Below are 15,328 nucleotides of genomic sequence, written 5' to 3'. Positions count from 1 at the left end.
CATGTCGATGACAGGGGACGTCGTCGACGTCCCCTGATGACTCATTTCACGGCATGACTCATTTTACTGCGTAGACGCTGTCGAGCTGGCTGATGCCGAGGCCGTTGCGCTTTTTGACCCGAATCTGCACCTGTATACGCTCTTTCATCGCTTCCACATGGCTGATAACGCCGATGGTTTTGCCGGAGGCATTGAGGTTGTCCAGCACGTCCAGCGCGGTATCCAGCGTTTCGCCATCCAGTGTGCCGAACCCTTCATCAAGAAACAGCGAATCGATACGGGTTTTCGCGCTCACCAGGTCGGATAACGCCAGCGCCAGCGCCAGGCTCACCAGAAAACTTTCGCCGCCGGACAAGGTTCGGGTGTCGCGTACCGCGTCAGCCTGCCAGGTATCGACCACCTGCAACTCCAGTGTGTCAGACGCTTTGCGGTGCAACAGGTAGCGCCCATGCAGCCGCGAGAGCTGACGATTGGCCAGGAACACCAGGTGATCCAGCGTCAATCCTTGTGCGAAACGGCGGAATTTATCGCCTTTTTGCGAACCGATTAACTGATTGAGATAGCCCCAGTCATCACACACGTGCTGACCACGTTCGATAGCCTCAAGTAACTGACGTTGCTTATCACGACGTTGCTGGTCACTGACCAGTTGTTGGCGTAACTCGCCTTGTCGTTCGGCTTCGACTTTTACCATATCGCCGAGTCCGGAAAGTAACTGGCGGATATCCCAGTCGTTGATGCCTTCCGGCATGGATTCTGGTCGTGACGCCTGGTGGTGTTCCAGCGCGCTATTCGCCTGCTGTAGCAAGGCATCGACCTGTTGCTGGCGCTGATTAAGGCGCTCTTTTAAGGTGACGAGCTGCTGGCGTTCAGCCTCATCCAGCAAGGCCTGACGAAACGCGGTTTCGTCATCGAACCCGGCGGCGGCCAGTTCTTCGGCAAACTGAGCCTGAAGCTGTTGTAACGCCGTATCGGCATGCTGGCTTTGTTGCTCCAGACTGTCGATTTCCCCGCCAAGACGGCTTTGCAGTGACTGGCCTTGCTGCCACTGCTGCTGCGCTTGCAGGCCTTCCTGCTCCAGTGTCTGGCTGACCTGCCGCAATTGCTTGAGCACGTCGTTGACCGCCTGATTGCCCATCAATTGCCAGCGTTGTTGCTGTGCCTGTTCCAGCGTGCGTTGGGTTTCTGTCAACTGCAACTGGCCGGTTTTGATGGCGTTCTCGGTCTCTTCCAGTCGCCGCTGGCTGGCGATGATTTCCGCTTCCAGCGCGGCCAGTTGTGGGCGGCACTGATTCTGTTCGTGCTCGTTTTCCTGCCAGCGTAACCATTCTGTCTGGCGCTGGCGTAACCACTCTTCCTGCTGTGCCAGTGTCGGTGCAGTCAGCCCGAAGGTTTCCATCGTTTGGCTCAGGCTGTCGTGCAGCCGAGCCAGTTCACGTTCGGTTTTATCCAGTAATAACCGCAATTCATCCCGTGATGCTTGCAACGCCTCCTGCTGCTGGCTGTTCAGCGCCAGCTGTTGTACGGTTTGTGCCAGCAGTTGCTGGGCAGACGTGAGTAAATCCTTACTTTCCTGAATGTGACGTTGGTTGCGCTCACGACTGGCAATTTGCGCCTGCAGCGACTGTTCTTGTGCATCGCAGGATTCAATCCACTGGTGTAGCGTCGGCAATTGAAGTGGATCGAAGCTCACCAGTAAACGCTCACTCACCGACTGGCACTGTTGCCGCAGCGACTCGTAATCACGCTGGACGCTTTCAAGCGCGTTTTGCTGCTGCTGGCGGTGCTGTTTTTGCAACTGAAGCTGGGTTTCGGTTTGCACGACGTTGGCTTTCAGCGTCTCTACTTCCTGACGCAGCGCGTGCAATCGAATCTGGGTTTCTGAGGGGCGCAACGCCTGATAAAGCTCCACCGCCGGGTGATGCGTTGAACCGCACAGCGGACATTCTTTGCCCGGTTGCAATTGCTGGCGTTCTTTTTCCAGGCTAACGATGTGCAGTTCCAGCTCGTGACGTTTATCGAGATCCGCCAGATGGCTGGCCTGATTTTGATAATCCCGACGTTGCTGCACTTGCAGTTCTTCCAGCGTTTGAATCCGTTGCAGCGTCTCTAGCTGTTGCGCTTCCAGTAGGGTGCGCTGGCTAATCAACCGTTGCAGTACCGCTGCGCTGGTAGCCAGTTGCTGACGCTCCGGTCGTTCCGCCATGCGCCGTGCCAACTGCTGACGCAAGCCTGCCAGCGGGTGTTCCGCTTCCATCTGTTCATCCTGCTTCAGATGGTCATTCAGCAGTTGTTGGGCGCGCTCAGTGGCATTTTGCTGCGCCTGCTGTTTCTCAACCAGCGAAGCGCGCTGCTGGTCAAGGTATTCCGCCTGAATCTGCTGCTGCGTCGCCTTTTCCTGCACGACGTGCAGGTCCTGCTGCCATTTCTGCTGTTGCGGGAATTGCGCCTGCCACAATGGAATATGGCTGCCCAGATACTGGTGGCGGCTATGCTGCTGGCGATAGGTATCAATATCTTCCAGCCGTTGCCGTGTTTGTTCTTGCTGGCGCTGCAATCGGGCCAGCGTGGTTATCAGCATTTTTTGCTGTTCAACCAGATTATCTGACGCTTGCTGTTGCTGGTTGCGCTGTGTTTGCAGAGTGGCGATGTGATGATCAAGCGGCAGAATCCGCTCGTTGATCAGGGTTTCTTGTTGCTGGCGGTAGTCCGCATGTTGCTGGCGTGCAGACAGCGCTTTTTCCAGCTGTGTTTTCAGTTGGTTCAGCGCTTCCTGCTGGCGGCTGATTTGCTGGCGCACATTCGTCAGCTGTTGGCTCAGCCGCTGTTTTTCCCGTTGTGCCCGCCCACGCTCATCGAAGCGGGGGCGTAGTTTTTCCGCCGGTTCGCCACGTTCCAGTTTATCCAGTTGCGGTTGTGACTGTTGCTGTAATTGTTGCTGTGCCGCGTGCTGTTGTTGCGCGTGTTGTTGTGCCTGCTGGAGCTGTAGCAGCGTGTCGTACCAGCGTTGATGCGCCAGGACCTCTTCCCGGTGTATCGATATGGATTGCTCCTGTTGGCGGATGGCCTCCAGTTGCTGTTCCAGCGCCTGGCGTTGCTCGTCGCTCAATAATTCCAGCGTGGCGACCTTCGCCCTTAAGGTTTCCAACTGGCTTTGGGCTTCTTTGTGTTTCTCAAAGACGCGTTCGGAGATCTGTCCATAAATATCGGTACCTGTCAGCTCTTCGAGTAATTCTGCCCGTTGATTGGCATCGGCGTTGAGGAACGCGGCGAACTGCCCCTGAGATAACATCATCGACTTGGTGAAACGATCGAAATCCAGCCCGGTAAGGTCGGCTATCATCGTCAGCTTGTCATTCACTTTATCGGTCAGGATCTTGCCGTCGGCGCACAGTGCCAGCTCAACCTTGGGAGGCTGCAGATTGCCTTCCGGGCTGTTGTGGGCGCGACGCTGGCTCCAGAACGCACGGTAAGCGACGTTTTTTACCTCGAATTCCACCTCAGCCAGACATTCTGCCGTGTGGCGGGTCATCAATTCGTTATGGCTGGGGCTGACTTTCAGGCGCGGTGTCTGGTGGTAGAGCGCCAGACAGATGGCGTCCAGCAAGGTGGTTTTCCCGGCACCGGTCGGCCCGGTGATGGCGAAAAGGCTATTGCTGACAAACGGCTCGCGTGTGAAGTCGATTTTCCACTCGCCCTGCAATGAGTTGAGGTTTTTCAGGCGCAGGCTAAGAATTTTCATGCGGACGTCTCCTGTCGCTGTGCGTCAATCTCCTGCATAACCCGATTGAACAATCCTTTTAGACGTTGCTGGCGAGCCTCATCCAGACCGTCTTCCAGCGCCAGACGTCGTTCAAATACTTCAGCCGGTTGTAACTCTTCCAGCGTCTCTTTTTCCAATTGCACCAGCATTTGTTGCTGCTGTTCCCGGGCACGACGCAGCAGGATCACGTCCACATTGAGTGGCTCGGTCAGTGCCTGAATATGTTGCTGGATATCGCTCAGGTAGTCCTGTGTGGCGATTTCAATATCCAGCCATACCGGTTTGTCGCCATGATAATCGCGAAACCCGGCCAGACGGCGCTCTATCTCTGGCAGGTTGCCTTTCACCAGTTGCATCGGCTGTTCGCTCGGTATCGTCAGCGCGGTGACTTCTTGCAATTTTCCCTGCTCAAAGTGCACCAGATAGACCGATTTCTCATGATTGAGTTCATCAAAACTCAAGGGGATAGGTGAGCCGCTGTAGCGGATGTGTTCGCATTGAGCCACACGCTGTGGGCGATGAATGTGCCCAAGCGCAATGTAGTCAGCCGGTGGGAAAGCCTGTGCCGGGAAGGCATCCAGCGTACCGATGTAAATATCGCGCACGGAATCCGAGGTGGCGACGCCCACGGTAGTGAGGTGCCCGGTGAGTACAATCGGCAGTTCTTTCCCCAATGCCGCACGCTGCTCGCAGGCGAGCTGGTAGCAGCGCTGATAATGGCTGGCGATTGCGTCCTGTAACGCCTGCTGTTTTTGCGCGCCAGACTGGCCCGCCTGGCTGGTGAGTACATCGCGCGGACGCAGGAACGGAACAGCACACAGCATCGCGCCGGGCTCGCCGTCGCGGTTATTCAGTACCCGCACCTGCTCATGGATATCGCCGTCAAAACCGGCGAACACCTGGGTATTCAGGCAGGCCAGCAACGCGCGGGATTCGTTCAGGGTCGCAACGGAGTCATGATTACCGCCGAGTACCACCAACTGGCAACCGGTACGCTGCAACGCCACCACAAACTGGTTATACATTTCTCGGGCGTAGCTGGGCGGTGCGCCGTTGTCGAACACATCACCTGCTACTATTACTGCATCGGCCTGATATTGCTCAACCTGCTGCACCAGCCAGTGCAAAAAAGCCTGATGCTCAGGCGCACGGCTACGGGTATAAAAGTACTGACCGAGATGCCAGTCAGACGTATGAATAATTCGCATGAGACTCCCTGCAGGTGAGTGCAAACGAGATGTTGTTTTTGGCGGTGTTCAGACAACGGCACAAGGCGGGCACCGTAGTTAATGGCGAAACGCCGCGTCTTTATCATCGGCGATTATAGGCGTGCAGTTTAGGGCATGTCCCATAATATCTGTATGAACATGGCAACATAGAGTGGTAGGGCGGAGAAAATCAGCCGGGCGGAGGTGCTGGTAAGGCCGCGTCAGGGGCGTGGTTTACCGGGGGATTTTTCATAAATCTGTCATAAAACTGACGCATAATGCACACCGCACGCTAACCGTGACGATTAACGGCAGGATTGATATGGCAAGACGTATTTTGGTGGTGGAAGATGAAGCGCCGATTCGCGAGATGGTGTGCTTCGTGCTTGAGCAGAACGGCTATCAGCCTGTTGAGGCCGAGGATTACGACAGCGCGGTAAACCGCCTGGCTGAGCCTTATCCTGAGCTGGTGCTGCTGGACTGGATGCTGCCCGGCGGGTCCGGTTTACAGTTTATCAAGCACATGAAGCGTGAAGCGCTGACGCGGGATATTCCGGTCATGATGCTGACGGCCCGTGGTGAAGAAGAAGATCGTGTTCGCGGTCTTGAAGTCGGTGCCGATGATTACATCACCAAACCGTTTTCACCTAAAGAGTTGGTGGCGCGCATCAAAGCGGTGATGCGTCGGATTTCGCCGATGGCGGTGGAAGAAGTGATCGAAATGCGCGGCTTAAGTCTGGATCCTTCCTCTCACCGGGTGACCACGGAAGAGCACGCGCTGGACATGGGGCCGACGGAGTTCAAACTGCTGCACTTCTTTATGACTCACCCTGAACGGGTATATAGTCGTGAGCAGTTGTTGAATCACGTGTGGGGCACTAACGTTTATGTTGAGGATCGTACTGTGGATGTCCATATCCGCCGTCTGCGCAAGGCGTTGGAGACCAGTGGACACGACAAGATGGTTCAGACCGTTCGGGGAACTGGATACCGTTTCTCAACACGTTATTGATAGCGTGAGTCCCGGAGAAAATCTGACGTGCTAGAACGTTTGTCCTGGAAAAAGCTGGCGCTGGAGCTGGCTTTTTTTTGTTTGCCCGGCTTATTGCTGGGGCTAATCATCGGTTATCTGCCCTGGTTTTTACTGGCGTCGGTGCTGGCGGCACTGTGCTGGAACTTCTATAACCAACTGCGCTTGTCCTACTGGTTGTGGGTTGACCGCAGTATGACCCCGCCGCCCGGCCGCTGGAGCTGGGAGCCGTTATTCTACGGTTTATACCAAATGCAGTTGCGTAATCGCCGTCGGCGGCGCGAGCTGGCGTTGCTGATCAAACGTTTCCGCAGTGGGGCGGAATCGCTGCCGGATGCGGTGGTCATCACCACCGAAGAGGGCGTCATCATTTGGTGTAACCGGCTGGCGCAGCACCTGCTGAGTTTTCGCTGGCCGGAAGATAACGGTCAGAATATCCTCAACTTGTTGCGCTACCCAGAATTTACCCAGTATATGCAACAGCAAGATTTCAGCCGCCCGCTGACGTTGACGCTGAAAAATGCACATCATGTCGAATTCCGGGTGATGCCGTATTCAGAAGGGCAGTTGCTGATGGTGGCGCGTGATGTCACCCAAATGCACCAACTCGAAGGGGCGCGGCGTAACTTTTTCGCCAACGTCAGCCATGAGCTGCGCACGCCGTTGACGGTGTTGCAAGGCTATCTGGAAATGATGAACGACGAATCGCTGGATGGTGCTTTGCAGGCTAAGGCGTTGCACACCATGCAGGAACAAACCCGCCGGATGGATGGGCTGGTGCGGCAGTTGCTGACACTGTCGCGTATTGAAGCCGCCGCGGCTATCGATCTTAGCGAGAAGGTGGATATTCCGCTGATGTTGCGGGTACTCAAACGCGAAGCGGATACCTTGAGTCAGGGGCGTCATGAGATTGTGTTTCGCGTCAATGAGCAGTTACAGGTGTTCGGCAATGAGGAGCAGTTGCGTAGCGCGGTGTCGAATTTGGTGTATAACGCGGTGAACCACACGCCGCAAGGCACGCGTATTGAGGTGTGCTGGCAGCAAACGCCGCAGGGCGCGCAGTTCCAGGTTAGCGATAACGGTCCGGGCATTGCCGCAGAACATCTTCCCCGTCTGACGGAACGTTTTTATCGTGTCGACAAAGCCCGTTCGCGCCAGACTGGCGGCAGTGGACTGGGGCTAGCTATCGTCAAACACGCACTCAGTCATCATGACTCTCGTCTGGAGATCCTCAGCGAAGAAGGGGCGGGATCCCGCTTCATGTTTACCTTGCCAAACCGGCTGATTGTCCGCTCGGTATTAAATCAGAATGCCGCGAATCCGCTGCGCTAAGCACTGCAGCGGGGCTTGATTGTCCCCGCTGCAGTGCCGAGAATAGTGCGTTCTTGTCTTTCACTTCTTTCACTCCGATGGAAAACGCACATGAGACCCATCTATTACCTGTTTGCTTTGCTGTTGTGCCTGTCTGGTCAGCTTGCTGCTGCGCCGCAGGCGATGCTGGCGGGTAACCTTTCCAGTGCGGGTTCCGACACACTGGCGAACCTGATGACGTTCTGGGCGGCGGATTTCAGCCAGCATCATCCCGGTGTTAATCTCCAGGTTCAGGCGGCGGGGTCATCCTCAGCGCCAACGGCACTGGCAGCAGGGGCGGCGCAACTGGGGCCGATGAGCCGGCCAATGAAAAGTAGCGAAATCGAAGCGTTCGAGCAGCATTATGGCTATGCGCCAACGGCCGTGCCGGTCGCACTGGATGCACTGGTGGTGTTGGTCAATCAGGATAACCCGTTAACCGGACTGACGGTGCGTCAACTGGACGCCATTTTCTCCATAACCCGCCGCTGTGGCGCGGGGAAAACGGTGCAGCGCTGGCAGGAGTTGGGGCTAAGCGGTGTCTGGCAACAGCGCTCGCTACTGCGTTATGGCCGTAATTCCGCGTCTGGCACGTATGGCTTTTTCAAGCAACAAGCGTTGTGCGGTGGCGATTTTTTGCCGCAGGTCAATGAGCTTCCCGGCTCTGCTTCCGTAGTGCAGGCGGTGGCCGCATCGGTGAATTCCATCGGTTACGCCAGTATTGGTTTTCGCGCCAGCGGGGTGCGGGTGCTGGCACTGGCTGCCAGCGACAAAGACGACTACGTGTTACCGACCGCCGACACTATCCGTAGCGGACGTTATCCTTACACCCGCTATCTCTATATCTACGTGAATAAAGCGCCGGGCCAGCCGCTGGAGCCACTGACAGCCGCGTTTTTGGACCGGGTGCTGTCAGTGTCAGGGCAGGCGCTGGTCAGCCAGGACGGCTATCTGCCCTTGCCGGAACGGGTACGTGAGCAAACCAGACAATCACTCGGTCTTGATGACCTGGCGCCTGCCTCAACGAGTGTTTCTGTAACAAATTGAAGATGAAAATGAATTTATTTCACATGTCGTGAAAATTCCTCCATTGTCGTTGAGAAAAATGCATGACAGGATAGTTTTACTTCTAGCCGTCTGGACGGCTATAAAATTCAGTGGCGAAATTGTTTTTATTAAAAACTATTTACATAGAAAACTATTTCTACTGAAAACGCATTCATCTAAAAATCGACTTGTCTGAAACCAAACACCTGAAATCGGCTATTTGGGGTCAGACGTGCAGGAGCAAAACATGACACAAGCCCTTCCTCCGTTTCGTGCCGATGTGGTCGGCAGTTTGTTGCGTCCGGCGGCTATCAAGCAGGCACGTTTACAGTTTCAGGCCGGTGAGATCGATGCCGCCGCGTTACGCCATGTCGAAGATCAGGAAATCCAGCGTGCTGTGGAATTGCAGCGTGCCGCGGGTCTGCAATTGGTAACCGATGGCGAATTCCGTCGCGCCTGGTGGCACTTTGACTTTTTCGACAGCCTCAATGGCGTGGAACGTTATGAAGCGGAGCAGGGCATCCAGTTCACTGGTGTACAGACGAAAGCCCGTGGCGTAAAAGTCACCGGCAAGGTCAGCTTTAATCCCCAGCATCCGATGCTGGAGGATTTTCGTTTCCTCCAACGTGTGTCTGGCGATGCTGTCGCTAAAATGACGATCCCCAGCCCGAGCGTGTTGCACTTCCGTGGTGGTCGTAAAGTGATTGATAGCACTGTTTATCCTGATCTGGCCGACTACTTCGACGACCTGGCGCTGACCTGGCGTGATGCCATCCGTGCCTTCTATGATGCCGGTTGCCGTTATCTGCAACTGGACGATACGGTGTGGGCTTATCTGTGCTCTGAAGATCAGCGACGCCAGATTCGTGAGCGTGGCGATGACCCGGATTATCTGTGCCGTACCTATGCGCAAGTGCTTAATAAAGCGCTGGAAGGCAAACCGGCCGATTTAGTGGTGGGCCTGCATGTCTGCCGTGGTAATTTCCGCTCTACCTGGATTTCCGAAGGGGGCTATGAACCTGTGGCGGAAACACTGTTCGGGACAGTGAATGTGGATGCCTTTTTCCTCGAATACGATACCGAGCGGGCGGGCGGATTTGAGCCGCTGCGCTTCATCAAGCCAGGTCATCAGAAAGTGGTGTTGGGGCTTATCACCACTAAAAACGGGCAATTGGAAAACGCCGATGAAGTACAAAAGCGCATTACTGAAGCAACACGTTATGTAGCGCTGGACCAACTGTGCCTGAGTCCGCAGTGTGGCTTTGCTTCTACCGAAGAGGGCAATACGTTGTCGGAAGAGCAGCAATGGGAAAAACTCAAACTGGTCGTGAATATCGCTAACCACGTTTGTCATTGCTGCTAGTCAGTGCGCTGTGCTTTTTTATAACGCCGATATACCCTATCGGCGTTTTTTATTCCCATAAGTTTTTAATATGGTTACTTGTTGCTCTTTGATGGAAATTTGAGCTTATCTTTCGCGCTGCAAACTGTTTTCATGCACAAATCATGTATAGTCTGTGGGTGAAAATATAAATTCTAATGCTGACTTTATATTGAAGATCAGATTAATGTTCTGGTTTACCGATCACGTATTGCCTTTTATTGCTATAAACGTTTTACTTAGCCCCCATTAACGCTGTGCAATAAAACCTCACATCATAATCCTGCACATCGCTCGGCTGTCTCGCTGCTTGCGTGCACCGCTTTACGCGCCCGGTTTGTACCGGCAACACCATTTTTACAGGCAACAACAACATACATTATGAGTCATCGTTTAACTTCCAAAGATATCGTGGCATTGGGCTTCATGACCTTTGCCTTGTTCGTCGGTGCCGGGAATATCATTTTCCCGCCGATGGTGGGTCAACAGGCCGGCGAACACGTGTGGGTAGCCGCACTCGGCTTTCTGATTACCGCTGTCGGCTTGCCAGTGTTGACGGTGATAGCACTGGCGCGTGTGGGCGGTGGTATTGATACGCTCAGTAGCCCGATCGGCAAGAAAGCGGGCGTACTGTTAGCGACGGTTTGCTATCTGGCTGTAGGGCCGCTGTTTGCTACGCCGCGTACCGCGACGGTCTCGTTCGAGGTCGGTATTGCGCCGCTGGTGGGTGAGGGGGCGACGCCTCTGCTGGTTTATAGCCTGATCTACTTTGCCATCGTGATCGCGATTTCTCTCTATCCCGGTCGTCTGTTAGACACCGTTGGTCACATTCTGGCTCCGGTGAAGATTATCGCGTTGACTGTACTGGGGATTGCGGCGTTGGTATGGCCGGCAGGTACGCCAGCGCCGACTGCGGAAGCCTACCAACAGGTGCCATTCTCCACCGGTTTCGTTAATGGTTATTTGACCATGGATACGCTGGGTGCGCTGGTGTTCGGTATCGTCATCGTCAATGCGGCCCGTTCCCGTGGTGTGAGTGACGCAGGGTTGTTAACCCGTTACACCATTTTGGCCGGGCTGATTGCGGGGCTGGGATTAACGCTGGTTTATCTGAGCCTGTTCCATCTCGGCTCCTTCAGTGGCTCGCTGGTGCCGAACGCGCAAAACGGTGCTGAAATCCTGCATGCGTATGTACAGTACACCTTCGGTAACATGGGCAGCAGTTTCCTGGCGTTGCTGATCTTCATTGCTTGTATGGTCACGGCGGTGGGGTTGACTTGCGCCTGTGCTGAATTCTTCGCGCAGTACCTGCCATTGTCTTACCGTGCACTGGTGTTTGTGCTGGGACTGTTTTCGATGGTGGTGTCCAATCTCGGGTTGAGCCACCTGATTCAACTGTCTGTGCCGGTGTTGACCGCTATTTATCCGCCGTGCATCGTGCTGGTGCTGCTGAGTTTTACCCGTCGTTGGTGGAATAACAGCACGCATGTTATTGCTCCTGTGATGCTGGTCAGTCTGGTCTTTGGCCTGCTGGACGGTATCAAGTCATCAGCTTTTCAGTCATTACTGCCCGGCTGGACACAGAGCCTGCCGATGAGCGAGCAGGGGCTGGCCTGGTTGCCGCCATCCTTGCTCGTTCTGCTGGTGGTCGGGATTTATGACCGTATCACTGGTCGTCAGGAACTCACCGCACATTCCTGAATGAAGTGGGATGGATACTTTTCACCACAGGCGTTTGCCTGTGGTTTTTTCGTTTGTAAAGACAGGGTTGCTCATTTATGGAACAACAATCCAAACCTATGGAACAACAATCCAGACTCAAGCGCGGCTTAAGTACGCGGCATATTCGTTTTATCGCGCTGGGCTCCGCCATTGGTACCGGGCTGTTTTACGGCTCTGCCAGCGCTATTCAAATGGCTGGCCCCAGCGTGCTGCTGGCGTATCTGATTGGCGGCGTGTTCGCTTATATCATTATGCGGGCACTGGGGGAGATGTCCGTCAACAATCCGCAAGCCAGTTCCTTTTCCCGTTATGCCCGCGACTACCTCGGCCCGTTGGCTGGCTATATCACCGGGTGGACCTACTGCTTTGAGATGTTGATCGTCGCGATTGCCGATGTGACCGCTTTCGGCATTTACATGGGGGTTTGGTTTCCGGAGGTGCCGCACTGGATTTGGGTATTAAGCGTGGTGCTGATTATCGGTGCCATCAACCTGATGAATGTGAAAGTGTTTGGCGAACTGGAGTTCTGGTTTTCGTTTTTCAAGGTCGCGACCATTGTGGTCATGATCGTGGCCGGGGTTGGCATCATCGTTTGGGGGATTGGCAACGGCGGCGAGCCTACCGGTATCCATAATTTGTGGAGCAATGGCGGTTTCTTCAGTAACGGTGTGATGGGGATGATCCTGTCATTGCAGATGGTGATGTTTGCCTATGGTGGTGTTGAGATCATCGGGATCACCGCGGGTGAGGCCAAAGAACCGCACAAGTCCATTCCGCGCGCCATCAACTCTGTACCCTGGCGTATTCTGGTGTTCTACGTCGGCACGTTGTTCGTGATTATGTCGATTTACCCGTGGAATCAGGTGGGTACCAACGGTAGTCCATTTGTGCTGACCTTCCAGCACATGGGCATCACGGCGGCAGCCGGTATCCTGAATTTCGTGGTGATTACCGCCTCGCTGTCTGCCATCAACAGTGATGTGTTTGGCGTGGGGCGTATGTTGCACGGCATGGCGGAGCAAGGCCATGCACCACAGGTGTTCGCCCGGTTGTCCCGTCGTGGAACCCCCTGGGTAACGGTCGTGGTGATGGTGCTGGCGTTGCTGGTGGCGGTGTACCTCAACTACATCATGCCGGAGAAAGTGTTTTTGGTGATTGCGTCGCTGGCCACCTTTGCCACCGTATGGGTATGGATCATGATTCTGTGCTCACAGATTGCGTTTCGCCGCAAACTGAACCGCGAGCAGGTGAACGCGCTGGCGTTTCCTCTGCCGGGCGGTGCGGCGACCGCAGTAGTTGGCGTGGTGTTCCTGGTCTTTATCATCGGCCTGATTGGTTACTTTCCGGATACCCGCATTGCGCTGTACGCGGGGATGGGGTGGATCCTACTGCTACTGGCAAGCTACGCCCTTCGCCGTCGGCGCTGAGTGATAATCGTATTATCGTCGTTTACTTGCTGACCTGATACGACGGAGCCGCAAGCCGCAGCATGATTCACGGCGGGCGGTGTTGTGCAACGGCACTCATGCCAGGTTCTCTTTGGCACTTTGCCGTTGCACATCCTGTGCGGAACGGGCCACTACCACTTTGCCGGTGATGCCTCCATGCTCCACCAGTCGATGTGCCTCGCGCAGCCGGGCTGCGTCTAGCGGATGCAGCACGCGGCAGGCGGTTGAGCGCAGTACGCCCGCATCCACCAGCGCGGCGATGTCGTCGAGGATGCGGTGCTGCGCGATCATGTCCGGCGTACCGAACAACGGGCGTGTGAACACCATTTCCCAATGTAGCGACACGCTCTTGCTCTTGAATGGCACTGCGTCAAGTATCTCGTGATCAGTAATAATGCCCAGTTGCCCTTGTGGCGCGATTAAATCGGCCAGTTCGGTCCAGTGCCCGGCTGTGTTCGACAGAGCCGCCACATGTGTGACAGGCGGTACCGGCAGTGCGCGGATCTGTGCTGGTAACGGCTGCCGATGGTCAATGACGTGGTGGGCGCCCAAAGCAAGGCACCAGTCGCGGCTTTCTTCGCGCGAGGCTGTGGCGATCACCGTCAGGCCAGTCAGCCGTCTGGCGAGCTGGATCAGCATGGAGCCGACCCCGCCAGCGCCGCCCAGCACCAGAAGGCTACCGGCATTGGCCGGTTTGCCCGGTGGCACGCCAAGGCGGTCGAACAGCAGTTGCCAGGCGGTTAGCGAGGTTAGCGGCAGAGCCGCTGCTTCGGCGAAACCCAGGGTTCCGGGCATGTGGCCGACGATACGCTCGTCTACCAGTTGAAACTGGGCATTGCTACCACTGCGATCGAAGGAACCAGCGTAGTAGACGGCCTCACCCGGCCGAAACAACGTGACTGCTTCACCGACGGCCTCAACGATCCCAGCAGCATCCCAGCCCAGCGAGCGGACGCTGTCGGGCGTGGCAACCAAACCAGCCCGGATCTTGGTATCCACCGGATTGACCGAAACGGCACGGACCGCCACAAGCAGGTCGTGTGGTCCCGGCTTCGGGCGCTCAGTGTCGATGTCGGTCAGGCAGTCTGGATCGGTTAGGGGGGTACCGCGGCGAAACGCAACGGCGGTCATGTGTGCAGGTATCGTTTTCATCAGCGCACCTCCAGCGCGCCATACACGGCATCGCGTAGCTCGGTGATGAAGCGGCCGGACATGCCTTCGTACAACGTGTTGGTGAAGGCCACGACGCTCAGACCCTGCGCCCGGTCCATGAACCACGAGTGTCCGTAGGCACCGCCCCAGCGCCAGGTGCCTTCGGATTCTGGTGACGCTGCCAGACCGCGATCACGCAGTACCGAGAAACCCAGACCGAAACCGAAACCAGGGGCATCGAGCAATTCTAGCCCGCCGGTCTGGTCACGTCCCATTTCCTCGACCAGTTCAACGGGTAGCAGTGTGCCGCCGCCTTGTCGCAGGATTTCCAGCAGACGTAGGAAGTCACCCGCCGTACCGGCCATACCGGCACCCCCTGATGGGAAGGCCTGAGCGTCGAAGATGCGGGCCGGGCTATAGGTAATACCAACGGCTCCTTCGAAGGCGGAGACGATTTCGCCCTCGGCGAGCCGGTGCGGCTTCGGCGCATCGTTGACATAGGGGGTTGCCACGCGCAGCGCATCACAGGCGACAAAGCCCGTGTCGGTCATACCCAGTGGGCCAGTGACCAGTTCCCTCACCGCCTTGTCCAGTGGTGTACCGTATATGCGCTCGATCAGTGCGCCCAACACATCGGTCGCCAGTGAATAACCCCAACCTGTCCCCGGCTCGTACAGCAGCGGTACGCTGCTGAGGCGTCGCAGGTTCTCCTCCAGGCTAATACCGGAAGCATCCATGCCATCCGAGACGCCAGCCCGCGCATAGGGGCCGTCTGCGTCGGCTTCAAAAAAACGGTAACCCAGCCCCGCTGTATGGCTAAGCAGTTGTCGCGCGGTGATACGCGCCGGTTGGCCATCGACCAATGCGGGACGAAACGTCGGCAACCAACGTTCAATACCCGTATCCAAATCGAGCTGGCCTTGTGCCACCAGCGCCAGGGCTGCGGTAGAGACGATGGGCTTGCTGACCGAAGCCAGTCGAAAGACCGTCTCCAGCGTCATTGCCCGTGCGCTTTCATCGTCGGCTAAACCAGCGGCTTGCTGGTGGATCAGTTCGCCGTCGCGAGCTACCAGAATAACGGCACCGACCAGGCGGCTGTCGTCCAGCGCCTGCTGCACGGCGGTCTCGATACGTGCTGACAGGTGTGCGTGTGGAACACCCTGGCGCAGCGGGAATGACTGATTTGTCATGACAAATACCTCGATTCAATGGGCAACGCACCGACGA

10 protein-coding genes are annotated in these 15,328 nt (G+C 56.1%); 6 read left to right on the top strand and 4 right to left on the bottom strand.

Annotated features, from left to right (window positions below; translation table 11 throughout):
• Window positions 1-58 precede the first annotated feature (58 nt).
• Together LF929_RS15345 and sbcD are read right to left on the bottom strand one after the other, a co-directional pair.
• Window positions 59-3,742 (bottom strand): AAA family ATPase, encoded by a 3,684-nt coding sequence (locus LF929_RS15345; protein ID WP_226092625.1) that lies wholly within the window; start codon window positions 3,740-3,742, stop codon window positions 59-61.
• Window positions 3,739-4,971, bottom strand: a complete 1,233-nt coding sequence (gene sbcD, locus LF929_RS15340; protein ID WP_038903648.1) for an exonuclease subunit SbcD — start codon at window positions 4,969-4,971, stop codon at window positions 3,739-3,741. The genes LF929_RS15345 and sbcD overlap by 4 nt, the downstream gene beginning before the upstream one ends.
• 322 nt (window positions 4,972-5,293) lie before the next feature.
• On the opposite strand from sbcD, the gene phoB reads away from it, so the two are divergent.
• The 6 genes from phoB (at window position 5,294) to proY (ending at window position 12,928) form a co-directional block, all read left to right on the top strand.
• Window positions 5,294-5,983, top strand: a complete 690-nt coding sequence (gene phoB / locus LF929_RS15335; protein WP_012883719.1) for a phosphate response regulator transcription factor PhoB — start codon at window positions 5,294-5,296, stop codon at window positions 5,981-5,983.
• Window positions 5,984-6,010: 27 nt separating this feature from the next.
• Window positions 6,011-7,333: a phosphate regulon sensor histidine kinase PhoR gene (gene phoR, locus LF929_RS15330; protein ID WP_038903649.1), complete on the top strand. Its 1,323-nt coding sequence runs from the start codon at window positions 6,011-6,013 to the stop codon at window positions 7,331-7,333.
• Window positions 7,334-7,423: 90 nt separating this feature from the next.
• A complete protein-coding gene (locus tag LF929_RS15325; protein WP_226092624.1) occupies window positions 7,424-8,398 on the top strand; it encodes a PstS family phosphate ABC transporter substrate-binding protein in 975 nt (324 codons plus the stop codon).
• 247 nt (window positions 8,399-8,645) lie between these two features.
• A complete protein-coding gene (locus LF929_RS15320; protein WP_029456384.1) occupies window positions 8,646-9,761 on the top strand; it encodes a cobalamin-independent methionine synthase II family protein in 1,116 nt (371 codons plus the stop codon).
• 399 nt (window positions 9,762-10,160) lie between these two features.
• A complete protein-coding gene (gene brnQ / locus LF929_RS15315; protein WP_016941753.1) occupies window positions 10,161-11,480 on the top strand; it encodes a branched-chain amino acid transport system II carrier protein in 1,320 nt (439 codons plus the stop codon).
• Window positions 11,481-11,578: 98 nt separating this feature from the next.
• Window positions 11,579-12,928 (top strand): proline-specific permease ProY, encoded by a 1,350-nt coding sequence (gene proY / locus LF929_RS15310; RefSeq protein ID WP_038906260.1) that lies wholly within the window; start codon window positions 11,579-11,581, stop codon window positions 12,926-12,928.
• 96 nt (window positions 12,929-13,024) lie between these two features.
• Here the strand turns inward: proY and LF929_RS15305 are convergent, their stop codons facing one another.
• Window positions 13,025-14,101: a zinc-binding alcohol dehydrogenase family protein gene (locus LF929_RS15305; protein ID WP_226092623.1), complete on the bottom strand. Its 1,077-nt coding sequence runs from the start codon at window positions 14,099-14,101 to the stop codon at window positions 13,025-13,027.
• Window positions 14,101-15,291: a serine hydrolase gene (locus LF929_RS15300; RefSeq protein ID WP_226092622.1), complete on the bottom strand. Its 1,191-nt coding sequence runs from the start codon at window positions 15,289-15,291 to the stop codon at window positions 14,101-14,103. The genes LF929_RS15305 and LF929_RS15300 overlap by 1 nt, the downstream gene beginning before the upstream one ends.
• Window positions 15,292-15,328 lie beyond the last annotated feature (37 nt).

It is taken from the genome of Dickeya oryzae, assembly GCF_020406815.2.
Classification (GTDB): Bacteria; Pseudomonadota; Gammaproteobacteria; order Enterobacterales; family Enterobacteriaceae; genus Dickeya; species Dickeya oryzae.
Note: the sequence above shows the minus strand (reverse complement) of the source record. Positions and strands in the feature narration are given on the sequence as shown.